General features: G+C 35.5%; 19 protein-coding genes. 10 read left to right on the top strand and 9 right to left on the bottom strand.

Annotated elements, in window-relative coordinates; genetic code table 11:
• Window positions 1-25 precede the first annotated feature (25 nt).
• Genes gldI through NAT50_RS06245 form a run of 3 tightly spaced genes read right to left on the bottom strand, consistent with a single transcriptional unit; the run spans window position 26 to window position 2,193 of the window.
• Entirely contained in the window at window positions 26-604 is a 579-nt protein-coding gene (gldI, locus tag NAT50_RS06255; RefSeq protein ID WP_250592359.1) for a gliding motility-associated peptidyl-prolyl isomerase GldI, read from the bottom strand.
• A gap of 4 nt (window positions 605-608) precedes the next feature.
• Window positions 609-1,622: a DHH family phosphoesterase gene (locus tag NAT50_RS06250; protein WP_250592358.1), complete on the bottom strand. Its 1,014-nt coding sequence runs from the start codon at window positions 1,620-1,622 to the stop codon at window positions 609-611.
• Window positions 1,623-1,665: 43 nt separating this feature from the next.
• Window positions 1,666-2,193 carry a hypothetical protein gene (locus NAT50_RS06245; RefSeq protein ID WP_250592357.1) on the bottom strand — a complete coding sequence of 176 codons (528 nt, stop codon included), beginning with the start codon at window positions 2,191-2,193 and terminating at the stop codon, window positions 1,666-1,668.
• 221 nt (window positions 2,194-2,414) lie between these two features.
• Here NAT50_RS06245 and NAT50_RS06240 point away from each other — a divergent pair, with 221 nt between their 5' ends.
• Window positions 2,415-3,278, top strand: a complete 864-nt coding sequence (locus NAT50_RS06240; RefSeq protein ID WP_250592356.1) for an NHL repeat-containing protein — start codon at window positions 2,415-2,417, stop codon at window positions 3,276-3,278.
• 9 nt (window positions 3,279-3,287) lie between these two features.
• Here NAT50_RS06240 and NAT50_RS06235 read toward each other — a convergent pair whose 3' ends face one another.
• Together NAT50_RS06235 and NAT50_RS06230 are read right to left on the bottom strand one after the other, a co-directional pair.
• Window positions 3,288-3,479, bottom strand: coding sequence for a hypothetical protein (locus tag NAT50_RS06235; RefSeq protein WP_250592355.1), 192 nt, complete (start codon window positions 3,477-3,479; stop codon window positions 3,288-3,290).
• Window positions 3,480-3,484: 5 nt separating this feature from the next.
• Entirely contained in the window at window positions 3,485-7,015 is a 3,531-nt protein-coding gene (locus tag NAT50_RS06230) for a metallophosphoesterase (protein WP_250592354.1), read from the bottom strand.
• A gap of 27 nt (window positions 7,016-7,042) precedes the next feature.
• On the opposite strand from NAT50_RS06230, the gene NAT50_RS06225 reads away from it, so the two are divergent.
• Window positions 7,043-8,233 carry a Pycsar system effector family protein gene (locus NAT50_RS06225; RefSeq protein WP_250592353.1) on the top strand — a complete coding sequence of 397 codons (1,191 nt, stop codon included), beginning with the start codon at window positions 7,043-7,045 and terminating at the stop codon, window positions 8,231-8,233.
• On the opposite strand, the gene NAT50_RS06220 is transcribed toward NAT50_RS06225, so the two are convergent.
• From NAT50_RS06220 to NAT50_RS06205, 4 genes are all read right to left on the bottom strand, one after another.
• Complete coding sequence (locus NAT50_RS06220; RefSeq protein ID WP_250592352.1) at window positions 8,230-10,539, bottom strand: GAF domain-containing protein; 2,310 nt, start codon at window positions 10,537-10,539, stop codon at window positions 8,230-8,232. The genes NAT50_RS06225 and NAT50_RS06220 overlap by 4 nt on opposite strands.
• A 258-nt stretch (window positions 10,540-10,797) precedes the next feature.
• The gene (locus NAT50_RS06215; RefSeq protein ID WP_250592351.1) at window positions 10,798-11,433 is read right to left on the bottom strand and encodes a lipid-A-disaccharide synthase N-terminal domain-containing protein; all 636 of its coding nucleotides are present in this window, start codon (window positions 11,431-11,433) and stop codon (window positions 10,798-10,800) included.
• Window positions 11,426-12,145: a glycosyltransferase family 2 protein gene (locus tag NAT50_RS06210; protein ID WP_250592350.1), complete on the bottom strand. Its 720-nt coding sequence runs from the start codon at window positions 12,143-12,145 to the stop codon at window positions 11,426-11,428. The genes NAT50_RS06215 and NAT50_RS06210 overlap by 8 nt, the downstream gene beginning before the upstream one ends.
• A 131-nt stretch (window positions 12,146-12,276) precedes the next feature.
• A complete protein-coding gene (locus NAT50_RS06205) occupies window positions 12,277-13,776 on the bottom strand; it encodes an ArnT family glycosyltransferase (RefSeq protein WP_250592349.1) in 1,500 nt (499 codons plus the stop codon).
• 473 nt (window positions 13,777-14,249) lie between these two features.
• Between NAT50_RS06205 and guaA the strand changes: the two genes are divergently transcribed.
• The 8 genes from guaA (at window position 14,250) to NAT50_RS06165 (ending at window position 24,473) form a co-directional block, all read left to right on the top strand.
• Window positions 14,250-15,779 (top strand): glutamine-hydrolyzing GMP synthase, encoded by a 1,530-nt coding sequence (guaA, locus tag NAT50_RS06200; protein WP_250592348.1) that lies wholly within the window; start codon window positions 14,250-14,252, stop codon window positions 15,777-15,779.
• A gap of 410 nt (window positions 15,780-16,189) precedes the next feature.
• Entirely contained in the window at window positions 16,190-18,133 is a 1,944-nt protein-coding gene (locus NAT50_RS06195; RefSeq protein ID WP_250592347.1) for a PBP1 and LysM peptidoglycan-binding domain-containing protein, read from the top strand.
• Window positions 18,133-18,537 (top strand): OsmC family protein, encoded by a 405-nt coding sequence (locus NAT50_RS06190; protein WP_250592346.1) that lies wholly within the window; start codon window positions 18,133-18,135, stop codon window positions 18,535-18,537. Before NAT50_RS06195 ends, NAT50_RS06190 begins: the two co-directional genes overlap by 1 nt.
• An 86-nt stretch (window positions 18,538-18,623) precedes the next feature.
• Window positions 18,624-18,854 carry a DUF3820 family protein gene (locus tag NAT50_RS06185; protein ID WP_250592345.1) on the top strand — a complete coding sequence of 77 codons (231 nt, stop codon included), beginning with the start codon at window positions 18,624-18,626 and terminating at the stop codon, window positions 18,852-18,854.
• Between the two features lie 101 nt (window positions 18,855-18,955).
• Window positions 18,956-20,569 (top strand): CTP synthase, encoded by a 1,614-nt coding sequence (locus NAT50_RS06180; protein ID WP_250592344.1) that lies wholly within the window; start codon window positions 18,956-18,958, stop codon window positions 20,567-20,569.
• A gap of 181 nt (window positions 20,570-20,750) precedes the next feature.
• Window positions 20,751-22,622, top strand: a complete 1,872-nt coding sequence (yidC, locus tag NAT50_RS06175) for a membrane protein insertase YidC (RefSeq protein ID WP_250592343.1) — start codon at window positions 20,751-20,753, stop codon at window positions 22,620-22,622.
• A 106-nt stretch (window positions 22,623-22,728) separates the two neighbouring features.
• Window positions 22,729-23,529, top strand: a complete 801-nt coding sequence (gene proC / locus NAT50_RS06170) for a pyrroline-5-carboxylate reductase (protein ID WP_250592342.1) — start codon at window positions 22,729-22,731, stop codon at window positions 23,527-23,529.
• Between the two features lie 233 nt (window positions 23,530-23,762).
• Window positions 23,763-24,473, top strand: coding sequence for a toxin-antitoxin system YwqK family antitoxin (locus NAT50_RS06165; protein WP_250592341.1), 711 nt, complete (start codon window positions 23,763-23,765; stop codon window positions 24,471-24,473).
• Window positions 24,474-24,491: the final 18 nt, after the last annotated feature.

The following is a 24,491-nucleotide window of genomic DNA, read 5'->3' as shown; positions in this document are numbered from 1 at the left end:
TTAGTTAATAATTACAGATTGTTTTTTATTCAATAGTAGTTTTTTCCTTAACAGAAGCATCTACTTTAATATCATTTAGGGTTACCGTACACATTAATGGTTCGTTGGAACCTACTTTATTCTCATCTCCGTGATAGCCATAGGCCATGTGAGAAGGAAATAAAAAGCGCACTGTTTCTCCTTTTTTCATCAATTTTATTCCGTGGCGTAATCCCATCAGGATGTCTTGTTTGTCTACCACGTATTTTTGAGGTTTTAATTCAGATTGACTGTAAATCAGATTTCCTTTAAGGTCCTTGATTTCATAATCGAAATAAGCAATTTCACCTTTGTCAGGAGTATCCGAAGAGGTCTCGTTTTTAGCAAGATAAGCATACCAATACCCTTTTGTAGAGGCAATATAATCAGCAGCCGTATCTTTTTTAATGATGGCTGCAATGATGCTTTCCTCGTTTTGATTCAATTTTTTATTTCTTTCAATCGATTGTTTCATAAATTCACCACCGGTATGAGAAATAGGTCTTCTAGCTTCCCGTTTATGACTACATGAAGTAACCAAAGTCGTGCCAAGGATTAAAACTCCAATAATTTTTATTAATTTCATTTTACTATCTTTTTGTTTCTTGTACAATTTTTACAAATCGGGTAACGGTTTCTTCTAAACTTTCTGTCGAGCGACCTCCAGCAGCATTAATGTGACCTCCACCATTGAAATAATTTCGGGCAAACTGATTCACGTCGAAAGATCCCTGCGAACGAAAAGAGATTTTTATAATTCCTTCCGATTTATTTTCGATAAAGATAGCAGTAAAATCGATACCATCGATAGATAATCCATAATTAACAAAACCTTCCGTATCTCCTTTTTTGTGGTGATGCTCGTCTAATTCGGTTTGATTTAGCGTGATGTACGAGGTTTTGTGCTCTCTCAACAGTTTCATGTTTTGTAACGCCCTTCCTAAAAGTTGAAGGCGATCGTAAGAACTAGTATCGAATAAATTATTGTGTATTTCAGCATTGTTGATGCCTTTTTCAATTAGATCGGCAGCAACTTTGTGCGTGGTACTCGAAGTCGATGAAAAACGGAACGAACCCGTGTCCGTCACTAAACCGGTATACAAACAAGTAGCGGTATTTTTATCGATTAAATGACCTTTTCCTAACTGATGAATGAAGTGATAGACCATTTCTGAGGTAGAACTCATGGTTGTATCCGAAAAAACATACTTGGCATAAGAATCGGGTGCCTGATGGTGGTCGATCATGATGAACGTTTTGTCTGATAACGACTCTAAAAATGGACTCATTATGTCTCCAGTGCGATGCAAAGCGTTAAAATCTAACGTGAAAATAATATCCGCTTCCTTCAGTTTGGGTTCACAATCTTCACGGTGTTCTTCAAAAAACATTATCTGGTCTGTATTAGGCATCCAAGCCAAATAACGAGCAAATTCGTTCGGAGAAATTATCGTAACCTCATGGTTTAATTGGATTAAAAAATGATACAAACCAAGGGTTGATCCCATAGAGTCTCCATCCTGATTGCGGTGAGGTAGAATTATAATTTTTTGGGGTGAAGCCAACAACTGTTTAATCGCTTCAATGTCATGTTCTTTCATCATGTCGCGAAAATACAATTTTTAGATTAAAAAAACAGTTTGATTCTTATAACGGATCGGCAGTAACTCTAAAAGTCATGTTTGATTTTATCTCGACATCTTGTGTTAATGTTTCTCGAGTAGTAACTTGAGTTCTTAACTTGTAACTGTTTGCTTTAATGTATTGATCTAACTTATTGGAAGTACAGATGAGATTGATCGTGTTGGTGGTGGCACTAATATTATCGAGATAAGCTAATTCGATTTCGTCACTGCTGTTTGTGGAAATGTAAATATGTACTGCTTTTAAAAAACTAAATGTTTTATCCGTAGGATTGATGATGCTCAGTTTCAATTCTTTTAGTTTAACATCCTTAACCAATTCGGCTTTGGTTTTGTTGTTTTCAAATTCTGAAGTAGAATTGGTAGTTACGTCCGGTGTAGGAACTTCAAAAGGAGAATTAAAGGGCAAACCGCTTTTCACAGTAAAAGTAGATTCGTCTCTCACCGTAAAAGTTAATAAGTTGTCGACAACTTCACAAGCGGTTAAGTTTATTGCGATTAATACACTAATTAGTAAAAAACGGTATTTCATTGTAAGGTATTTTAGGTTAGTCAAAAATAATTTATTTTCAATACTTTAGAAAATAAATAGTGTTTTTTTGTATTATGAAAAAGGAGAAATGGAGAGATGGACCAAAGTATATTATTCGGTTTTCTGAAGGAAGATTCATGGTTTTTCGTCAACTATTTTATGTCTTATCACTTAAAAGAAATGGGAAATTGTGTAATTTTAAATATTTAAACCTCATTATAATGAATAAAGCTGTTTTTGTTTTGTCGACTTGGTTTTTACTTTTTAGCTTCAGTAGTTGTTCGAGTCAGGATGAGATTCCCGTACTCTTTCATTTACCTAAATCGTTAAAAGAAGTTTCTGGAATTACTTCCGATAAGAACTCGCTTTGGGCTATAGCCGATAGTGGGAACAAAAATGTAATTTTCCAATTGAATTGGGATGGAAAATTGATTAAAGAAGTGACAATTTCCAACGCTGAAAATATCGATTGGGAAGATTTGAGTCGAGATGTTGAAGGAAATTTGTATGTGGGTGATTTTGGTAACAACGACAATACAAGAAAAGATTTATGCATCTATAAAATCAGTAAAGATTCACTCGATACCGATTTTTGTAAGGCTTCCGCAAAAATTAGCTTCAGTTATCCTGAGCAAAAAGAATTTCCACCTAAAAAAACAGAATTAATATACGATGCTGAGGCTTTTATTGTATTCCAAAATTATTTTTACATTTTTACCAAAAATAGAAGTAAAAATTCCGACGGTACCACTTTATTGTATCGCATTCCGATGATCGAAGGCCATCATCAAGCTATTTTGGTCGGTTCATTTGTAACGGACCAACGCTATTCTTATGGCGCTGTTACGAGTGCAGCAATTAGTCCCAATCAGCAAAAAGTAGTCCTTTTGAGCAATCAAAAAGTATGGCTTTTCGAGAATTTTGAATCGGATCATTTCTTTGAAGGTAAAAAAACAGAAATCGATTTAAACCATTATTCCCAAAAAGAAGCCATTACTTTCAAAGACAATCATATCCTTTGGATTGCCGACGAAAAGGTTAAAAAAAATGGCGGTAATGTATATCAGGTGCCATTAAAGCCCTAGTTTTTTTGATTAAAATCCGAAACCTAACCCAAAAGCAATTCTGTTTCCGTCTGAACCGTTAAAAAACGTGAGTCGGGCGGTTACACTATTTAATCCGTTAAGCCATAAACCACCACCAACTGATTGATGCCATCGCTTTGAATTTTCTCCATCGAGCCAAACACGTCCATAATCGTAACCCATTAAAATACCGTAACGCATCGGAATTAAACTCTGTTGAATTTTCCGAAAGTCCAGCGCAAATCAGAACTCTGATAAAAAGCTTGTTTCCCTAAATAACGTTGTGTGCGGTAGCCTCTTAAATCGTAATCGCCTCCCAGAGTGGCTCCCTGATAGAATTCGTAATTATTATTTAAAACGGCCTTGCCTTTTAGAAGCGTTCCAAAAACCAATCGCCCGTTAGGGATGATTTTGTGACTGATTCCATAAGCTCCTTCCAGATAGGGGAAGTTTTTTCTAGTATCGGAAAGATTGGTTTTCCAATGGGCTTGGATATAAAAAGTCATCCCCATAGTCGGAAGGGAAACGTTATCATAATTTTCGAAACCATATCGCATACCAATACCTGCAAATTGTTGGTAATTAAAGACTTTTGGAGAAACATTATTTGGAAGATCTACAAAACGGTTGGGCGTTTCTTCTACTTCAATACTTTCAAAACTAGCTTGGATTTGCAAATCGCTTCCATTTCTTCCTAGTTTTCTAAGCGACGGTGAAATCCTGAATTGCTGTATTTTTACTCGGTTATAATCCATTCCCATTTTACTATCATCGTTAATGGTTTCGTTTCCAAATCCAAAATAATTGATGCTGAAATTGGGAGTAGTGTATTGTGATTCTAATTCGAAATTCCAGTTTTTCAGCACTTTAGTCCAAATACCATGGTAGAACAATTCAAATCCTTGAGTAGCAAAATAATAATTGCCTTTGAAATTGTGTTTGCGAGCATAAGGAGCGTTGATGAAACCGTATTGAACATAATTTAATGCCATTCCCAATTTGATACCATCATCTGGGTTAGATCCTATAGAAGGCAATATCATTGTGGCGTTTAAAACGGGACGTTTGTAATAAAATTCATTGGTTTCATAATCTTCTGTTAGTGAAATTGAAGCAGTGCTCGTAACCTTGAATTCATTGGCTTTCGATTTAAAATCATAAATCTTTACTTTTTTTCCGTTGTGTATGGTGTAACTATCGTTGTTTTGCCCACCAATGAGACGGATTAAAATACTAGAATTCTCTCGGCCTTCTACTACAAAATCATCATTATTGTCTAATCCGTAGATCCAGATTTCTTTAGTTTTTTTGGGGTGATAAAGTTTGGTAAACTCTACTTCTTCAATCCCTTTTACTAATCGAATGATTTCAATTCGCGTTGCGCCTTCTGCTAGACGAGTCACAATAAATTTTTCTTTTTGATCCGTACCCAGAAGCAATATCTTTTTTTCTAGTAGGTTTTGATACTTTACAGCATAGTCTGCTAAATGTTTTTTTCGGTATTTTAGATTGGATTTTAGTTCAGCAGTAATGCTATCCCGATTAATCTCTGAAGGGAGTCCAGCAAAAGCAAGGTCAATACCTTCGTCTGTTAGCTGGTTAACGATAGCGTTTGCCTGTGCTTTCCACACATCGACATCGTTATTTCGAATTAAAGCTACATCTAGTGAACGAGCCGCTAAATTGAACCATTTTGCGTCAGGAAAATCTTTCTTGAAAGATTTCATGTGTCTGGTAGCAGGTATTCTTGTGATAAGTTGCAGTAGCGCCCCGTCTGCCTTTGAAAATGCCTGATCGCGGTCTCTAGGAATGGGTTGGTAAATGATTTTTCCTTCTCGATGGTATTCCGCCCAGCGCCACTGATCGGCATGTCTGTCCCAGTCGCCAATGAGCATATCAAAAAGACGGGCTTTAATATAAGAAGCTTCGTCTACTTCATATTTCGATTCTTTTCTCAGGTTGGCCAGTACCTCGTCACTGCCAACAATAGCGTCCGGTTTGCCAAAACTTGATAGGTCTTTATGCTCATCGGTAGGGCGTTCTTCAATCATATATAGTCCATCACCAAAAGTTTCATTGTATTGACCTAAGGCATTTTGTTTGGGGATGTAGTATAATTTAGGATTGGAGTGATAGATGCCTACTTGATCCGCTAAATTTGCAATGATAAACGGGGTGTAAGGATGAGACGTGGTGTAATAATCGTAAATGAATTTTTCGGCCGTGGTATTCTTAAATTCAGTTTCAATATTTTGATCTTTGAAAGCCACGGTTTGGAGAAAACGAGCAGCACTTTTTTTTAAGCCTCTCATCACAAATTCGCTTCCGTTTTTGTCTTTTAAACGTAACGATAAAGATTGGTGGCCTCCACCAGCAATGGTAGGTTGTACTCCTCCATAAAGAGTGTCTAAATAGACAACAGGAACTTCTATAGGTTTGCTGTAATAATCGCGATAATGTTTACCCCAAAGGAACTTATAGAATTTGTTTTTTTGAGTCATTTCGGGAGTATAGATAGAGGCGAAAACAGTTTTAGAAGTGGTTTTCGGATAAATACTATCCTGAATGATTTTTGGGATAAGTATTTTTCGGCGTAAGATTTCTTTTTCCATTCCTTTTTCTGTGGAGAAAAAATGAACATATACACTCTGATCTTTTTTAATATCGAGAACTGTATAACCATTTCCGCCAAAAGAAAAACTAACGGGTTGAAGAGCACGCGCAGCGTCTTTTTTGGAGGCTGAACCGCTAATAATTTGTTTTAATCCTTCTTGTTCGATATATTGTAGATTGTGTTCGTGTCCTGATAGAACGATGATATTGTCTCTGTTTTGAATGATAGGAAATAATCTCTTAATTAGAGAAGCATAGGTTTTGTTTTGCAAATCTTGTGGACTAATTCCTGAAGTTTTACGTAAAAGATTCACCAATGACCCTAAGATGGGCAAAGGAATTTTTGAAGAAGCAGGAAATAGTTGTTTGCGCCATGAAAATTGCCCTCCGTGGGAACCATTGCTCACCAGCGGATGGTGAATAGCGACAAGCGTTATCTTATTCTGGTTTTTATTAATGAGGCTTTCAAATTCTTCGAAAAACTTTTCTCGGGTTTTAATATCGCAATCATCGTTAAGGGTAGGATGCAAATTCCAATCTTCTAAAAACCATTGGCTGTTGATCACAATTAAACTCGTAAAATCATTTATTTTCACACTTTCTAGCGGACAATTATTCTTGGGTAAAAAGGCTTTTTTTGTTTTTAAATAATTGTTGATGAAAGTTTCTTGTTCTTTTAGCCCTTTTGTACCCTGATACCAATCGTGATTTCCAGATAGGAAGAAAATTTTTCCAGAGAAATTTTCGGTGATTTTTAATTGGTTTTTCAATTTGGTTTCTGCCGAAGTTCGTAAAGGATGATCTTTGTCGGAAGGCATTCCTGAAGGATAAATATTATCGCCTAAAAATAATAGGGTAGCATTTTTGTTAGACTTTTTAAGTTTTTCTTCAACTAACGATAAAGTATTTTGGGTGGTAGGATCATCGGCATTGCCTGCATCTCCAAGAAGATACAAAGTGTGGGCGGATGAAACGGTATCCTGATGGTTTTCTGTGAAAGTAGAAACCGTTTTCTTTCCGAATTGTGGACTTAAAGTAGCACAAGATTGCAAGAAAATAACCGTTATCACCCATAAGGCATGTATACTTTTGTGATATGATTTATTTACCCAAAACAATTTCATAAATTAGTGGTGTTAAAAAATACTTTTATGGACCTTATTCAAACAGCAGAAGATTTTGTTTTTACACTTTACAAAGATAATCTTCTGGACACTTATACCTATCATAATTTTAATCATACCCAAAAAGTTGTTTTAGCTGCCAAAAAGTTAGCAGAGAAAGAAGAAGTCGAGGCTGAAGAATTAGAAATATTGCTTCTTGCGGCATGGTTTCATGATACGGGTTACGTCAAAGGTTTTTCGGATCATGAACAACAAGGTATTTTGATTGCTCAGGATTTTCTTCAAAATTGGAATAAAGATAAAGAATTTATTGGTAAAGTGACCCAATTAATCAAAGCGACTGAAGTGGGTCACGAACCACAAAACCACTTGGAAAAAATCATTAAAGATGCTGATTATGCTCATTTTGCGAGTCAGGATTACATTTCAATTTGTCAACTGCTACGAGAAGAATGGAAGTTAACCCAAGGGAAAGTTTTTACCGATTTGGAATGGATGACAGAAAACAGAAGAATATTGGTCAACTGTCATCGCTATTTTACAGATTATGCCAAAGAAAATTGGCAGCCCATTAAGGATCAAAACATTTTTCTGCTTCACAAAGAAATACAGAAATTGAAAGGTGAAGGGGACGGTTTTTCCAAATCGAAGCTGAATAAGAAAAAAATGGAAAAATTAGAGCGTCCCGAACGTGGGATTGATACCATGTTTCGAACCACGCTTAATAACCACACACGCTTGAGTGAAATAGCCGATAGTAAGGCAAACATTCTACTTTCCGTAAACGCTATTATTATTTCCATTTCATTGTCTACTCTGATTCCGAAATTAGATAGTCCCGGTAATATGCACCTTATTATGCCTACTTTTACCCTTTTAATGTTCAGTGTGGTTTCTATAATTTTTGCCATCATGTCGACACGTCCTAAAGTGACTAGTGGGGTGTTTACGAGAAAGGATATTGAAGATAAGAAAGTGAATTTGCTCTTTTTTGGGAATTTTTACAAAATGCCACTTACCGAATACGAATGGGCAGTTAATGAATTGATGAAAGATCGCGAATATCTTTACAATTCAATGATTAAAGATTTATATTTTCTAGGGATAGTACTCAACAGAAAATACAAACTTTTACGCATTACCTATACCATTTTTATGTTGGGGATAATTTGCTCCGTTTTTGCTTTTGTATGGGCTTTTAAAAACTCAGGTTTTTAAGGCAGAGAAACACCCACACGTATCGCTTTTAAGCCCGAAATCCCTTGTAGGTCTTCTACTTCAAGAAATTCGATGGTAGGTTCCAATATTTTTTGAAATTGAAGGTATTCAATATATTTGATGTATTCTTTTTCTTCTTCGCGATGCGAATATACAATGGTGATTTTACCCTCTGCGGTGATCCTTTTTTGTGTTCCTTTTTCTAAAGCTTTATCAATTCGTTTTTTGATAACTTCATAACGGGCGTTGTAAGAGCCATCGATGTCAAATCTTTTTTCATCCATTCGGAAACGTATCGTGATAGGAGAACTAAAGACCAATATTAAGGAAGTGACTTCTAAAGGATAGGAAAGCGAACTGCGAATTGCGTAATGTTCTTTGTTCATTTCGGAAAGCACCTGAAGCTGCCATAAACGCATGTTGTATAAATAGGTTAAATTGAAGTTCCCTTGTGGACAAATGTCGCTTCCTATATACATGTTATGTTCAACACCATCCGTGTTAAATCGTTCAAAATAGTGCGGAAAAATGGCTTGCGCTTCTTTTTGTTGGTGATCCAAAATTGCACTTAATTTCTGATTGATAGTCGATAGAGAACTGTCGAATTTTTTTCTTTCCTTGTAAAAAGAACCGGTGATAGGATCAATCTCATTGAAATAATTAGTAATCAGTTTTTGGGTTTTTAGGGAAACAGACTGTTTTTTGAGCATCGGATGAATTTCATTCTCGATGTAGCGTTGTATTTGTTGCTCTGAATCGGCCTTCAACGTAACAGCGGTTTCATTAGAATAGGTTTTTAATTCGAAAATTCGCTGTTCTAGAATGTTGAGTTTCGTTTCTTGAAACAAAGCTTGTAAAACTGAAATCAAAAGATACAACTGATTCTGGATGTCTGTTTTAGTGGCGTGGTTGCGCGTATCAGAAGATTCTTTAATATCTATTTGACCGTACAAAGGATAAACGTCCTTGAACACAATTTCCCCAAAAACATAATCCGGATTTAGTGGTTCATTGAAAAGGTATTTTTTGACTTCGTTTTGGAATTTCCAGTAGACGCTAGGATGGATAGAGGTGTATTCTTTTTGAATAATAGCTTCAATTTTAGTATGAATATCCGAGTTATAGCGATCAATGGTGTCTACTATAAACGGCATAACAATGTCCAGTTTCTGACTGTTAAGGCTATTGAGTTCTCCTACTCGGGACGAAACCAATTCTACAATGCCTAACAATTGACCATCTTTGACTACGGGTGCTAAAATACAGCTGTGGATGTCCTGAGAAAGTAACAGATTTCCAAAGTAAGCGTTTTCAGGTTCTTTACTGAATTGAGTAACGTTGGATATTGCCAAGGCTTTTTTTTGCTCAACTAATGTTTGGTACACCTTGGTATTCAATAGTTCATTACATTTCATCTCTTTATTTTGACAAAGCAGGAAACTGTGTAATTTTTTGTCAAATGAAATCGTATTGAATTTAATTTCCTCGAGTACAAAAGAGGTGAAACCAATTTTTAAATCGGAAATTTTAAAAATAGAACGGAAGATTTTTTCAAAGGAATTTTTGATGTCTTTTTCATCACTATTCAAACGCAATAAATTACTTTTTAAATTAGACACTGCATTTTCTGTAGTGGCATCATATAAAATGATAATGCCAAATCCTTTTAAGAGCCAACTCTGATGCGGGAATTTTTCTTTCCATAAATCTAAATCGTCAAAATTATCCATGAGAAGAGCAATATCCTCAGGAGTCAACGCCACGGCTTTTTCTGTGGGAATGATTTCTAGGAAATCGGCATTGTATAAGATTCGGTAATGTTTTAGTATTCCATTGGCATCCGGAATATCATAAAAAAGAGGAGGATTAAAATCGAGATGTTGCTTGTAATAGGCATTCAGAATTAAACAACAGCTCATGACATAGAACTGATGTTGGTTGAGATTTCGAATGGTGAAATCAAAATTGTTTCCGGCTTCTTTTAGTATTTTTTTGAATCGTTCGGTGTAATTGAAAGTGATATTTAAAAAAGGAATGGTGACCGCTTTAATTTCATTTTTAGTGAGTGCTGTAGGAAATAAATCGGCCATTAAATGTTTGATAAGCTGCGAATTTTCATCAATCTGACGCATGTTCGTAATGCCATTGCGAAGTTCAGGTACTTTTGAAGTTCTCTCTAACAGTGCTTTGGCATAATTAGAGCGATAATCCACATCAGAAGCCGCAATGTGTTCCAAGGTTTCTAAGACTTTGTGAAAAGAGATCTTGATCTGGAAAGGATTTTCCGGAAATTCGTTAAAATTCATTTTGTATAGGCTTATCGACTGTAAAGTTATTGAATAGACAGTACAAAAGGTTTAGTTTTAAGAATACTTTATAATTATTAAGTTACTAAGAAGTCGACATTATTTTAGAGGAAATGACTTTGCTAAAAAACAGAAGTTGGTATCAAGTAGTATTTTAAATTTTAATGTTTGTTAACGATGGAAGGTGTTTTTTGTTTTCTTCATGGTTTTTGTGAAGTTTTTGCGTTTTTCTAAACAAAATAACTAGACTAATTATTGCTATTGCTCAGAATGGGGATTGTTTTTTTTAATAATAATTATATTTCGCGCATAGGCTGTAAAACCGATCAGGTGCCCAATAAAAAGTATAGGATCCAGACGAAACACCGCATAGATGAGTATTAGCCCCGAACCCAATAAACTTATTACCCAAAAACCCAAAGGTAAAGAGGATTCTTTTTTTCTTTCGGAGTATAACCACTGATAGATAAATCGAAACGTAAAAAGAAGTTGCGAGATGATACCTAAAAAGAGTAGAGGGGTTGAAATGGTATCGTCATTAAATAGGTTGTTTATATCGTATCGCTCATTATTATAGCCATAGATTATAATGATTACAGGAAAAATATAAATGAAGAGACGTAAAAACGGGTGTATTTTTTTCCATTGCTTTTGTAACTGAATGTTTCTTATATAAATATAATAGGTAAGCGATTGACCTAGCATTATGGCAAAATCGTTACGTAGGTAACCATAAATAAATAAAAGAAAAGAAGCTACTAGACTTAGCTCCCAAAACAACAAAGGGGTGAGAACTCTTCTACTTTTTTCAGATAGTATCCATTGTAAAATAATCCTGCTAGAGAATAAGATTTGAGCCAAAGCCCCAATCGCTATAGTTATAGCGTTACTCATTTTTAGATTCCTTTATTGTATAATTGATGTATTTTTTTTTCATCCAGACATAAGCAAAACAATCGCACAATGGACCTATAAGCCGATTCCAAACGTTAAATTTTGATTTTCCTGCCAATCTTGGAAAATGACTAACAGGAACTTGAATGATTTTTCCATTTTGTAAAAGAATCATAGCGGGCAAAAAACGATGGAGGCCATTAAACATGGGTATTTTTTTAGCATATTTTGTTTTGATGATTTTAAGAGGACAGCCGGTATCGTTCATGCAGTCATTGGTAAAACTTCTTCTTATACCATTTGCTATTTTCGATGACATATTTTTTATGAAGGAGTCTTTTCTATCCACCCTTACCCCAGTCACAAGATCATAATTTTCGGCATAATCTAGCAGGATATTGAAATCGCTGGGTTGGGTCTGAAGATCAGCATCAATGTATCCAACCCATGGAGTTGAAACCTGATCAAAACCAGCTTTAATGGCCGCGCTAAGGCCATAATTTTTGTCAAAAGAAATGTAGTTAAACGAAGGATTTTCATCGCATATTCTTCTAATGTGTTCTAGACTTTTGTCTTTCGACCCATCATCAATGAAAAGTATTTTTGTCTTTTTTTTAGCTACTGGTAAAAAAGCCGCCATTTCTTTATAAAGCCTATCCATGTTTTCCTCTTCATTATATATTGGAATTATAATTGTAAGTTGTGTGTCCATAAATTGATTAAATTAACAGTGATAGTTTATTTACCTTGTTTTCCTGCTTTAAATGGATTCTGTTTTTAATCTTTTTAGTCGCTTTTTTTAATACAAAATGCACGTCATCAGCGATGTAAAGAAATTAGCGTTTAGAGTTGGATTACTAAATTATTCCCTACAGCTTCCTGCTTTTTAGTTTTTAAGTAATCATATAAAATTTGATTGTTTTTAATCTTTTTTTCACTAGTGAATAAGATGGCACCTTTATACTTTGAGGAAACTATGTCTTCAAGAGAAATTTCTTTAACATCGGTATTCAGGTAGACATCTATGTTTTCTGCACGACGAAGTTTGAAGGTACAGTACAAAGGGTTATCTTTTCCTTCAGATAATTCTTTTCCTTTATTGCATAACTCCCCATAACCAATCCTATTATTTAGGAAAGGAGTTGCCAGCCCAATAATGAGAATAGTTACCAATAGTCCTCCTGCAAAAAAAATGCTGGCTTGAATTATATTCTTTTTATTGTAAATATGATATAATGTAGCCAGACCACTTACTATTAAAACTATTGCCGCTGTTATTGCATAAATCCATAAAACTTGGACTGAATTCAAATAATTTATTCCCAAAAATAGTGCTACCGGTACCGCTAGAAGAATTATGATTACGGGAGTAGCAATAGAAATAGCGATCCATTTCTTCCATTTTATTTTGCTCAAAATAAGCACAGCCAAATAAGCAATAAATGGATAGGCGGGTAACATATAGATCGGTATTTTCGAACTGATAATAGATAAAAAAATAAAGCTGACACTAATAACAGTAAGTAAGAACCGTTCAAGATCAGTGATGATGTATTTTTTTTGAATTCCCATAATAATGGTGGTGATAAATAGTAATGACCATGGACCAATTGAATACCAAATCGTGACGATATAGTAATAAAAAGGTTCTTTGTGTTTAAAAGAATCTACTGCACGATTAACGGTTTGGTTGAAAAGTAAGTTGTTGAGATAACCGTTGCCGCCTTCAATCCAAACCATTAAAAACCAAAAACTAAAACAGATAAGTAGGGTTGCTAAGACTCTCCATCCAAAATACTTACTGAAAGTCCGTATTTCTTTTTGTACCATCAAAAAAGCAACAATGGATAACAGTGGAATTATAATGCCTATCGGACCTTTGGTGAAAACCGACATGAATATATAAAATCCTAATAACCATTGATGATGCTTTCCTTCGGCACCTTCATACATCTTATAAAAGGTGAAAAGAGCCAGCGTGATAAACATGCACATTAGCATATCCATTCTCAAAACTATCATACCGCCTAAAAAGAAAACCGAAGTCATGAGCATTACTGCAGCGGCTATACGAGTTGTTTTGGACAAATGTTTTCCGATCCATTTGTCCATAATATAGATAATGATAAAAGCAGGAATTATTGAAAAAAATGATAAGAAAAATACATTGTGAGTTCCCAACATACTTTTGCCTAACATGACGATCCATAAATACAAAGGGGGTTTATCCGCATAAACTTGTCCATGGTTCGTAAATGCAAAAAGATGATTATTTTTCAAAGCCTCATCTGCGATGCTTAAGTAACGAAGCTCATTGTCAGGAGTAAAATCCCTCAGAATCATAATGGGCATTAAGATAATGAGAATAATTATATAGTATCTGAAACGCATAATAATTTTGAAGTCATTTTTAACTTATTATATATTCTTCAAGTTTCGTGCTCTATGTCTGGGGATACTCAAATTTAGTAAAAAAATGTATTTTTTAACTTGATTTTTCTTGTTTTTTTAATTTTAATTATTTGATTATGAAAATTTTATATTTTTTTAATCAAGTCTTTTATAGGAACTGGTTTAGGATACAATGAAATCTATTTCTGTTTAGAGGGGGAATTCATAGATATTACGTTATTTAATTGGTTCTTTACTGTGACTAGTTTTCTTTTAAAGCGAGATGATTTCTTATATATTTAAAATTATAATTACCTTTGCGCCAAATTGGCATCAGAGAAAAAATTAGATCAATAATTTTCACTCAGACGGCTGATTAAGGGTTCATACTAAACAACAACTTACAGAAAACCTGTTTTTTGCACATGCAACACAATGTACTTATTTTAGATTTCGGGTCTCAATACACACAATTGATTGCCCGCAGAGTTCGCGAATTAAATATTTTCTGCGAAATTTTTCCTTACAATCACATTCCAAGTGATTTATCCAGTTACAAAGCGGTAATTCTTTCCGGAAGTCCTTTTTCAGTAAGGGCTGAAGACGCTCCACATCCTGATTTATCACAAATTCGTGGAAAAATGCCATTGTTGGCCGTTTGTTACGGAGCACAGTATTTGGCGCATTTTTCTGGAGGTGAAGTAGCTCCTTCAAACATCAGAGAATATGGTAGAGCCAATTTATCCTATATAAAAGACGATGAATTGTTTTTTGATGATGTCAATCTGAATAGTCAGGTTTGGATGAGTCACAGTGATACAATTAAGAAATTACCAACTCATGGGGTGCGTTTGGCTTCGACAAAAGATGTAGAAAATGCCGCCTATCGTATCGAAGGGGAAACGACCTATGCCATTCAATTTCATCCAGAAGTATATCATTCGGAAGATGGAAAACAAATGTTGGAAAATTTCTTAGTGAAAATTGCCGAAGTACCTCAAAACTTTACTCCTAAAGCTTTTGTGGAGGATATAATAACAGAAATAAGAGAAAAAGTCAAAGACGAAAAAGTAGTCTTGGGACTTTCAGGAGGAGTAGATTCTACAGTAGCTGCCGTTTTGTTGAACAAAGCGATTGGTAAAAACCTTTATTGTGTTTTTGTAAATAACGGTTTACTTCGTAAAAATGAATTCCAGAGCGTGTTGGATCAGTACCAACACATGGGATTAAACGTGAAAGGAGTTGACGCTTCTGATCGCTTTTTATCAGAATTGGCTGGGGTAGAAGATCCCGAAACCAAAAGAAAGATTATCGGTCGTGTCTTTATCGAAGTTTTCGATGATGAAGCCCATCAAATCGAAGACGTGAAATTCTTAGCACAAGGAACCATTTATCCCGATGTGATTGAATCGGTTTCAGTAAAAGGACCTTCAGCAACCATCAAATCGCACCATAATGTAGGGGGATTACCCGATTTTATGAAATTACAAATCGTAGAGCCACTCAGAATGTTGTTTAAAGATGAGGTTCGAAGAGTTGGTAAATCTCTAGGGATTAATGATGAATTACTTGGCCGTCATCCTTTTCCAGGACCAGGGTTGTCTATCCGTATTTTAGGAGATATCACTCCAGAAAAAGTAAGAATTCTGCAAGAAGTAGATTCTATTTTTATTAATGGATTAAAAGAGCATGGTTTGTACGATAAGGTATGGCAAGCCGGAGCTATTTTACTGCCAGTGAATAGTGTAGGAGTAATGGGGGATGAGCGTACCTACGAAAAGGTTGTAGCGCTTCGTGCTGTAGAGTCAACAGATGGTATGACAGCCGATTGGGTACACCTGCCTTACGATTTCTTGATGAAAATTTCTAATGAGATTATCAATAAAGTAAAAGGAGTAAATAGAGTCGTATACGATATTAGTTCTAAGCCACCAGCAACTATCGAGTGGGAATAAAAAATAATAAAAGATCAAAAAAGTCGTTACAGTAAAAATTTCGTAACGACTTTTTTTATGTCTTTAGGAATGAAATCAACATCGTTCAAAATTGCCCAAAGCATTAGTGATTTAATAAATATCTCGGTAGCATGAATAGGATATTATCAACAGCAGTGAATGTTTTTAGATCACATTTGGCATAACTATTGCCTCATTCAAGCGATGAAGTATTGCACTATGTATTGGAATAGAATCAGAAACAAGATACTCTTTTCGGAAGGTCTGTAATTGCTTATGTTTCAAAATTAATTAAAAAAATATGGAATAGTTGTAAAATAAAAAACCGTTATTTGAATACTTATTTATTGTACAAATCGATAAGGAACAATAACTTTGTTCCAACTGAAAAATGCCCTAAAAGAAGAAAAATGAAGAAAATAGTATGGTTGATAGCCTTGGTAATACAGTTTTCTTTTGCCCAAAATGTGATCAAGCATAAAGTAGCAAAAGGAGAAACAATCACACAAATTGCTAACAAATACAACGTTAAACCTAACGAAATTTATAAACTGAATCCGGATGCTCAAAAAGGAATTGCAGAAAATACCGTTTTAGTGATTTCGTTGGCAACCAAAAATAATACTGAGACTAAAAAAAAGGAGGAAGCCACTAGTGTAATTTTAAAAAAACACGAAGTTCAACCTAAAGAAACGCTTTACAGTTTGTCTAAATTCTATGGTGTCAGCGTAGAAGAAATAGAAAAAGCCAATCCAGAAACTAAAAATGGTTTAAGTATAGGTCAGGAATTAACGATTCCTGTGAAAAAAGGATGGGCTAAGCCACAGGTGTCTAAAAAACAAGAACCGGTTTACCATATTGTACAAACCAAAGAAACCAAATACGGGATTGCAAAACAATACGGGATTACAGTTGAGGAATTAGAGAAAAAAAATCCTGAAATTGTTAACGGACTTCCTATAGGATATAAATTGCTCATCAAAGGGGAACGTCCAAAAGAAGTGGTAGCTTCAACAGATACCTCCAAGGCGGTTCAACCTAAAGCAGAAACACCGGTAGTTCCTCAGCAAGGAATTGTTGTTAAGGAACTATATAAAACGACAGAATATACCGTTAAACCTCAGGAGACCGTATATGGAATCTCAAGAGAATTAGGGATTTCGGTGGATGAGTTGTTGGCCCTAAATCCAGAGGCTAAAGAAGGATTACAAGAAGGAATGGTGCTTAAAATTCCGGTGAAGGCTAAATCTGCCGTAAAAAAAGAATGGGTGGATTTGACCAAAACCTTCAAGAATAACGGGAAGAAGAAAGTTGCGTTGTTGTTGCCTTTCAACATCACTAAATTAGATCAGGATACGGTAAATTCTACAAAATCACGTTTGCGAAAAGACAAATTCTTGAACATGACTTTGGATTTTTATGCTGGTGCTTTGGCAGCAATCGACTCCGCTAAGGTGCTAGGAATGAATCTAGAGGTGACTATTTTAGACTCTGATGAAACCAAATCGACTTCCAATGTGGCATCCCTAGTGTATCAAAACCGACTCAAAGAGATGGACGCGATTATTGGGCCATTCTATCAAAATAATGTCGAAAAATTGGCGCAATTGGTTGAAACAGTTCCTGTAATTTCTCCGCTTTCGAAAGATTACGATAAGAAGTTCCCTAATTTAATTCAGGCGACTACCATGCCGGACGATATTAAACAGGCCATGTTTGATTTCATGCGTCAAAAAGCAGGCAATGTGATAGCGGTTGTTGATCCTAAAAAAGCCTCTGTAAAACAATATATCGAGTCCAATCACAAAGAAGTGAAACTGGTTGGTTTTACTCCAAAAGGAACTTTAGATGTGGCACAAATGAAATCACTTTTGGTAAAAGATAAAATCAATTATGTGGTGATGGAAACAGAAAAAACCAATTTAATTTTGAGTACTACCGGTGCTTTGGTGAATTGGTTAAAAGAATTTCAGATCAATCTAGTAGTTTTGGGTGAAAACGAAGCTTTAGATTTCGAAGAAATTCCGATGAATCGTCTCACCAAATTGAAATTGCATTATCCTTCCGTTTCAAGACCTAACAGAACAACAGAAGGAGAGATTTTCGAATCCGATTTTAAAAAGAAAAATAGGGTGTTGCCTAATCCGTTTGCAACCCGCGGATTTGATGTGACTTTTGATGTCTTATTGCGTCTTAACCAAGAGCGTGCTATAATGGAAACATTTAGTGAAATGGCATCAGAACAAGTAGAAAGTGAATTTAATTATGTCGCCAACCCTGAAGGCGGCTTCCAGAATAAAGGGGTACATATTTTATATTATGATACCGATTTAACAATAAAACAAGCAGACTAATGGCAACATCAAAAGTGACTTATTTAGGTGATTTACGCACCTCTTCGATACATTTACAATCAGGTTCAGAAATAATTTCTGATGCACCACTGGATAACAACGGAAAAGGAGAAGCATTTTCTCCAACGGATACAGTAGCCAACGGATTAGCTTCTTGCATGTTTACTGTTATGGGAATCAAAGCCAGAGAAATGGAGGTCGATTTTTCAGGAGCTACAGCTGAAGTGACCAAGGTAATGGGAACAGATCCGAGAAGAATCACCGAAATTCATGTCACTTTTTCAATGGGAATAGCAGCAGATGAGAAAACCAGAACGATCTTGGAAAGAACCGCAATGACCTGTCCGGTATTTTTTAGCTTGCATCCCGATATTAAAAAAGTAATCGTTTTCAACTGGGATTAATTCTTAAGATAGACAATAATACATTGAAAAACAGAGGGTAGCTTTTTAAAAAGAGCGCGCTCTGTTTTTTTATTTTCCTTCAAAAAATGAACCAACAACAAGCAATTTTAATCAAACTCGCTCATACAAAAATGCCTTTCGGGAAATACGAAGGTCGTTATCTGATCGATTTACCCGAGTATTACGTAGTTTGGTACCACGGCAAAGGATTTCCCAAAGGCGTGTTGGGAGAACAATTGCAATTGGTCTACGAACTAAAATGTAATGGGCTAGAAGAGTTGGTTCATAACATCCGAAAAAACTTTCCAAAACCGTAAAGGGTTTAACGAATAATTGTTATTTCCCCATTGTAAATTATCAATTATTAATCGTATTTTTGCCCGGTTTTAATACACAACAACACAACAATAACAACAAAATGAATCAAACAAAGTATATTTTTGTTACCGGAGGTGTGACTTCTTCCTTGGGAAAAGGAATTATAGCGGCTTCGTTGGCAAAACTATTGCAGGCAAGGGGGTATCGAACTACCATTCAAAAATTTGACCCGTATATTAATGTAGACCCGGGAACATTAAATCCGTATGAACACGGGGAATGTTATGTGACCGATGACGGGGCAGAAACAGATTTGGATTTAGGACATTACGAAAGATTCCTAAATGTTCCTACTTCGCAAGCCAATAATGTGACCACTGGAAGGGTTTATCTTTCAGTGATAGAAAAAGAACGTCGAGGAGAATTTCTAGGAAAAACAGTTCAAGTCGTGCCTCATATCACGAATGAAATCAAGGAACGCATGCAGTTGCTTGGTCAAAGTGGAGAGTATGATATTGTAATTACTGAAATCGGTGGAACCGTAGGAGATATAGAATCTTTGCCATATATAGAGTCAGTTCGACAATTGTTATGGGAGTTAGGCGATAATAACGGAATTGTAATTCACTTAACATTAGTGCCTTATCTTGCAGCGGCAGGGGAGCTAAAAACCAAGCCAACGCAGCATTCGGTAAAAACGTTAATGGAAAGCGGAATCAAAGCAGATATTTTGGTGTGTCGCACAGAGCATGAACTCTCTCAAGAATTGCGTCAGAAATTAGCTTTGTTCTGCAATGTGAAAAAAGAAGCGGTGATACAGTCTATCGATGCTTCAACGATTTACGAAGTGCCTAATTTAATGTTAGAAGAAGGTCTAGATCGAGTGGCTTTGAAAAAATTAAATCTGCCTGAAAAAAACAGACCGGATTTAACCAACTGGAACGATTTCTTATTCCGATTGAAAAATCCGAAGCATGAAGTAAATATAGGTCTTATTGGAAAATATGTCGAGCTACAAGATTCATATAAATCTATTCTAGAAGCCTTTATTCATGCAGGAGCGGCCAACGAGACCAAAGTCAATGTAGTGAGTATTCATTCGGAATATTTAGACGAAAAAACGGTAGCCGAACAGCTAAAAGGACTCGATGGGATTCTGGTAGCACCGGGATTCGGAAACCGAGGAATCGAAGGAAAAATAGAAACGGTGCGTTATGCCCGTGAAAACAAAATTCCGTTTTTCGGAATTTGTTTGGGAATGCAAATGGCAGTTATCGAATATGCGCGTAATGTTTTAGGATATGCCGATGCCAATTCAACCGAAATGAATGAAAATACCTCGCATCCGGTGATAAACTTGATGGAGGAACAAAAAAATATTACCGACAAAGGTGGAACCATGCGCTTAGGGGCTTGGAAATGCCATTTAGAGGAAAATACGTTAGCCTATGCAATCTACGGAAAGTCAGACATCCTAGAGCGCCATCGTCATCGTTACGAATTCAACGGAGCGTACTTAGAGGCGCTTCAAAACGCAGGCTTAAAAGCTTCAGGGATTAATCCTGATACCGGTTTGGTCGAAGTGGTAGAAATCGAGAATCATCCGTTTTTTATAGGTGTTCAGTACCATCCGGAATATAAGAGTACAGTGGCCAATCCGCATCCTATTTTTGTGAAATTTGTGGAAGCGGTTGTCAAACATAAAAATAATTAAGAGCGAATGGCTGGGGCTTTTCAGTAATGGTCTTTCCTGCTGTTCGTTATAGCTAAGCTGCGCTTAGGCTGCCACTGCCATCAGGGCTAGGAGCAATCCTCTTGATTATTTGGGTAACAAAAAGTAAAAATAGTAGACTAACCAATGCTGAAAGCCTAACGCTGAAAGCTAAATTTTAACAATGGAACAAAAAAAATTTGATTTTAATTCAATTATTGGATTTACGTTAATTTTTGGGATTATGATGTACATCATGTACACCAATCAACCCTCTCAGGCTGAAATTGATGCCGAAAAAGCTAAAAAGGAACAAGAAATCAAAACCGTTACGGCTTCAGAAACGGAAAAAACGAAAGCAGTGGCTTCCGATTCTTCTCAGGTAAAAGCCATGCAAGCGAGTTTGGGAAGTTTCGCTTATTCAGCATCATTACCGTCTGCAAAAAACGAATTCACAACTTTAGAAAATGAGTTGGTAATTCTAAAAATTGCAAATAAAGGAGGGTATATAGCAGAGGCGACACTCAAAAATTTCAAATCCATCGATAAAAACGGCCCTTTGGTTCAGTTAATTAAAGAGAACAATGCCAATTTAAACATTGCATTACTGACCAAAGAAGGAAAAGTACTCAATACCAAAGAATTGTTTTTTGAGCCAACGCTTTCTAAAGCCGATGGGAATCAAATCCTTTCCATGAAACTTAAAGCGGGGCAAGATCAGTTCCTAGAATACAAATACGTATTAAAAGCTAACGATTATATGTTAGATTTTGATGTGCGTTCACAAGGATTGGCTTCGGTTTTAAATACTTCAAACCCGGCTAATTTAGAATGGAATTTAAAAGCGTACCGCAATGAAAAAAGTATTTCTTACGAGAATACTTTAACTGAAATGGTTTATGAATATGAAGACGGTAAAGACAACTATTTAGGACAATCAGACGAAGAGGAAGAAGTAAACGAAGTTTCTTATGTAGCCTTCAAGCAACATTTCTTCACGTCTATTTTATTGACAGAGAAACCTTTTAAAACAGCTAAACTAGCTTCTCAGAACTTAATCAAAGACGAAGAAGTAGACAGTGTATTTACTAAAAACTTCAAAGCTTCTTTGCCGTTGGCCTTCAACAATGGAGAGCTAGACTACAAAATGAACTGGTATTACGGTCCTGCCGATTATCAGATTTTAAATAATTACGACAAAAATTTAGATGAAATCGTTCCATTAGGTTGGGGTATCTTCGGATGGATTAACAAATTTATCTTCGTGCCGTTATTTGGTTTCATCGGTACATTCATGTCGTACGGAATAGCGATTATCGTATTCACGATTCTTATCAAAATGGCTATGTCGCCAATTACCTATAAATCATTCTTGTCTCAAGCAAAAATGAAGGTATTGCGTCCGGAATTGAATGAGATTAACGAGAAATTCAAAGATCCTGTAAAGCGTCAGCAAGAAACCATGAAGTTGTATAACAAAGCAGGCGTTAATCCAATGGCGGGTTGTATTCCAGCATTGATTCAAATGCCATTCATGTTTGCTTCCTTCAAGTATTTCCCGGCGGCTATAGAGTTAAGACAAAAAGGATTCCTTTGGGCTGAAGATTTATCTTCGTATGATGCGGTGTTACAATTACCGTTCAGAATCCCTCTTTATGGAAATCACGTAAGTTTATTGCCTATCTTGGCAGCGATCGCGATTTTCTTCTACATGAAGTATACTACTGGAGATCAACAAATGGCAGCACCACAACAAGAAGGAATGCCGGATATGGGTAAAATCATGAAAATGATGATTTACATCTCTCCTATAATGATGTTGATTTTCTTTAATAACTATGGTTCTGGTCTGAGTTTATATAACTTGTTCTCTAACTTAATGACTTTAGGAATTATGTTCTACATCAAGAATTATGTGGTAGATGAACAAAGAATTCATGCGCAAATTCAGGAGAATAAATTAAAAGAGCCTAAAAAGCCTAGCAAGTTCCAGCAAAAATTACAAGAAGCCATGGAACAAGCGGAAGCGCATAAAAAAGCAAAAGGAAATAAATAATACAAAAATTAGTACTCCTTAAAAATACAGTCCCTGTTTTGATTCTTGTAAAAGTTCAAAGCAGGGATTTTTCTATTCTACAGCAACAATATACAACTATTTTATTATGAAAATTTCAATTATTGGTTTTGGGAATTTAGGTAAAACATTTGCCAGTAGTTTTATCAAATCAAAATTTATTAAAAGTGAAGATATTTATGTAGTCACAAGAACATTACCCCAATCCGAAATGTCTCTAGGAATACCAATGGTTAATTTTCAAAAGCTACCGGACTTAAATATAACAGCATCTGATATTGTAATTCTGGCCACCAAACCGCAGGATTTCGAGGAAGTAGCAAAAACGCTAAAACAATTCATTACGGACGAACAAATTGTATTATCGGTAATGGCGGGAGTTTCTATTGAAAAGATTAAAGAAAAATTATCCGTTAAAAAAGTAATTCGTTCAATGCCTAATTTGGGAACCCAAATCGGATTAGGAATGACTGTTTTTTCGGCTTCTGCAGAAACCGATAGGAAAGATTTGTTTATTGTTCAAAATTTAATCAATACTACAGGAAAGTCAATTTATGTAGAAGATGAGTCTCTGATTAATCCGGCTACAGCGGTTTCAGGAAGCGGACCAGCTTATGTGTTTTATTTTATGAATGCTATGATTGAAGCGGCTGAAGATTTTGGGTTTTCCTCTTCCGAAGCCGAGGTTTTGGTGCATCAAACGTTTCTTGGAGCGATTAATTTACAAAGTACGAGCAATTTGTCCTACAATGAACTGATTACTAAGGTAGCTTCAAAAGGAGGGACTACTGAGAGTGCTCTCAAAGTTTTTGAAACCAATGCATTGGATAAAATAATTGCACATGCCATGCAAAGTGCCAACAATAGGGCAATCGAACTGGGAGCATAATAAATTATTAGTATGCTTGTCGTATAACCATTACTTCATGATGTTAGAATTTTATTTTTATTATGAGGTGTCGATAAAAATTATGATGTACTGGTCGAATGAGAACGAGTGATTCTCGATTTAGAATCGTACTATATTCGTATAAAACCGTAGATTTTAGAAGTAATTGGCTTAATTTTTGTTCTCAAAAAATAAATCCAATACTTTTGAGTTTATTTTGAAAAAAGAAAGAAATGAAAATAATTAAATTACTGGTAGTATTCCTATTTGTAAAAACTGCAGCGATTGCACAAGTCAAAGAAAATCAGACAAATGCTAAAGGAGAACGTCATGGTCTATGGAAAGGGTACTATGATGATTCTAAACTGCTTCGTTATGAAGGCAAGTTTATAGACGGAAAAGAACAAGGCCTTTTTACATATTATGCCAACAGTGATAAAAAAATCATTATGGCTACCCGTAATTTTGATGGTAAAGGAGGAGCATATACGATTTTCTATGATGAAAAAGGAAAAAAAGTAAGCGAAGGAAATATCATAAACAAAAAACGCCAAGGTGTTTGGAAGTATTATCACAAAGGATTGACTAGCGTGATGACTACGGAAAATTATATCGATGATAAACTAGAAGGATCCCGAAAAGTATATTATAGCAACGGTATTTTAGGAGAAGATGTTACCTACAAGAATGGAATGAAAAATGGAGTGGCAAAAAAATACAACAAAGAAGGGAAATTAGTCGAAGAATCTACTTTCTTAGACGGAAAAATGCACGGTCCTTATAAAGTATACGACGAATATGGAAAATTAGTAATTGTCGGAAATTTTAAAGATGATAAGAAAAAAGGAATTTGGGAGTATTTCGAAAACGGAAAATTAGTCCGTAAAATGAATGCCGATACAATCAACGGATATAAAAAACCAAGTTTACAAAAGAAACAGTAACTTTGCAGTCCCAAATTA

The organism is Flavobacterium luminosum (assembly GCF_023635005.1).
Taxonomy (GTDB): domain Bacteria; phylum Bacteroidota; class Bacteroidia; order Flavobacteriales; family Flavobacteriaceae; genus Flavobacterium; species Flavobacterium luminosum.
This window is presented reverse-complemented; position numbering and strand designations above follow the sequence as displayed.

What these genes read in the sequence shown, in the direction of transcription:
- gldI (WP_250592359.1), bottom strand. Translation starts at nt 604, where the DNA reads ATGAAATTAATAAAAATTATTGGAGTTTTAATCCTTGGCACGACTTTG.
- NAT50_RS06250 (WP_250592358.1), bottom strand. Translation starts at nt 1,622, where the DNA reads ATGATGAAAGAACATGACATTGAAGCGATTAAACAGTTGTTGGCTTCA.
- NAT50_RS06245 (WP_250592357.1), bottom strand. Translation starts at nt 2,193, where the DNA reads ATGAAATACCGTTTTTTACTAATTAGTGTATTAATCGCAATAAACTTA.
- NAT50_RS06240 (WP_250592356.1), top strand. Translation starts at nt 2,415, where the DNA reads ATGAATAAAGCTGTTTTTGTTTTGTCGACTTGGTTTTTACTTTTTAGC.
- NAT50_RS06235 (WP_250592355.1), bottom strand. Translation starts at nt 3,479, where the DNA reads ATGCGTTACGGTATTTTAATGGGTTACGATTATGGACGTGTTTGGCTC.
- NAT50_RS06230 (WP_250592354.1), bottom strand. Translation starts at nt 7,015, where the DNA reads ATGAAATTGTTTTGGGTAAATAAATCATATCACAAAAGTATACATGCC.
- NAT50_RS06225 (WP_250592353.1), top strand. Translation starts at nt 7,043, where the DNA reads ATGGACCTTATTCAAACAGCAGAAGATTTTGTTTTTACACTTTACAAA.
- NAT50_RS06220 (WP_250592352.1), bottom strand. Translation starts at nt 10,539, where the DNA reads ATGAATTTTAACGAATTTCCGGAAAATCCTTTCCAGATCAAGATCTCT.
- NAT50_RS06215 (WP_250592351.1), bottom strand. Translation starts at nt 11,433, where the DNA reads ATGAGTAACGCTATAACTATAGCGATTGGGGCTTTGGCTCAAATCTTA.
- NAT50_RS06210 (WP_250592350.1), bottom strand. Translation starts at nt 12,145, where the DNA reads ATGGACACACAACTTACAATTATAATTCCAATATATAATGAAGAGGAA.
- NAT50_RS06205 (WP_250592349.1), bottom strand. Translation starts at nt 13,776, where the DNA reads ATGATTCTGAGGGATTTTACTCCTGACAATGAGCTTCGTTACTTAAGC.
- guaA (WP_250592348.1), top strand. Translation starts at nt 14,250, where the DNA reads ATGCAACACAATGTACTTATTTTAGATTTCGGGTCTCAATACACACAA.
- NAT50_RS06195 (WP_250592347.1), top strand. Translation starts at nt 16,190, where the DNA reads ATGAAGAAAATAGTATGGTTGATAGCCTTGGTAATACAGTTTTCTTTT.
- NAT50_RS06190 (WP_250592346.1), top strand. Translation starts at nt 18,133, where the DNA reads ATGGCAACATCAAAAGTGACTTATTTAGGTGATTTACGCACCTCTTCG.
- NAT50_RS06185 (WP_250592345.1), top strand. Translation starts at nt 18,624, where the DNA reads ATGAACCAACAACAAGCAATTTTAATCAAACTCGCTCATACAAAAATG.
- NAT50_RS06180 (WP_250592344.1), top strand. Translation starts at nt 18,956, where the DNA reads ATGAATCAAACAAAGTATATTTTTGTTACCGGAGGTGTGACTTCTTCC.
- yidC (WP_250592343.1), top strand. Translation starts at nt 20,751, where the DNA reads ATGGAACAAAAAAAATTTGATTTTAATTCAATTATTGGATTTACGTTA.
- proC (WP_250592342.1), top strand. Translation starts at nt 22,729, where the DNA reads ATGAAAATTTCAATTATTGGTTTTGGGAATTTAGGTAAAACATTTGCC.
- NAT50_RS06165 (WP_250592341.1), top strand. Translation starts at nt 23,763, where the DNA reads ATGAAAATAATTAAATTACTGGTAGTATTCCTATTTGTAAAAACTGCA.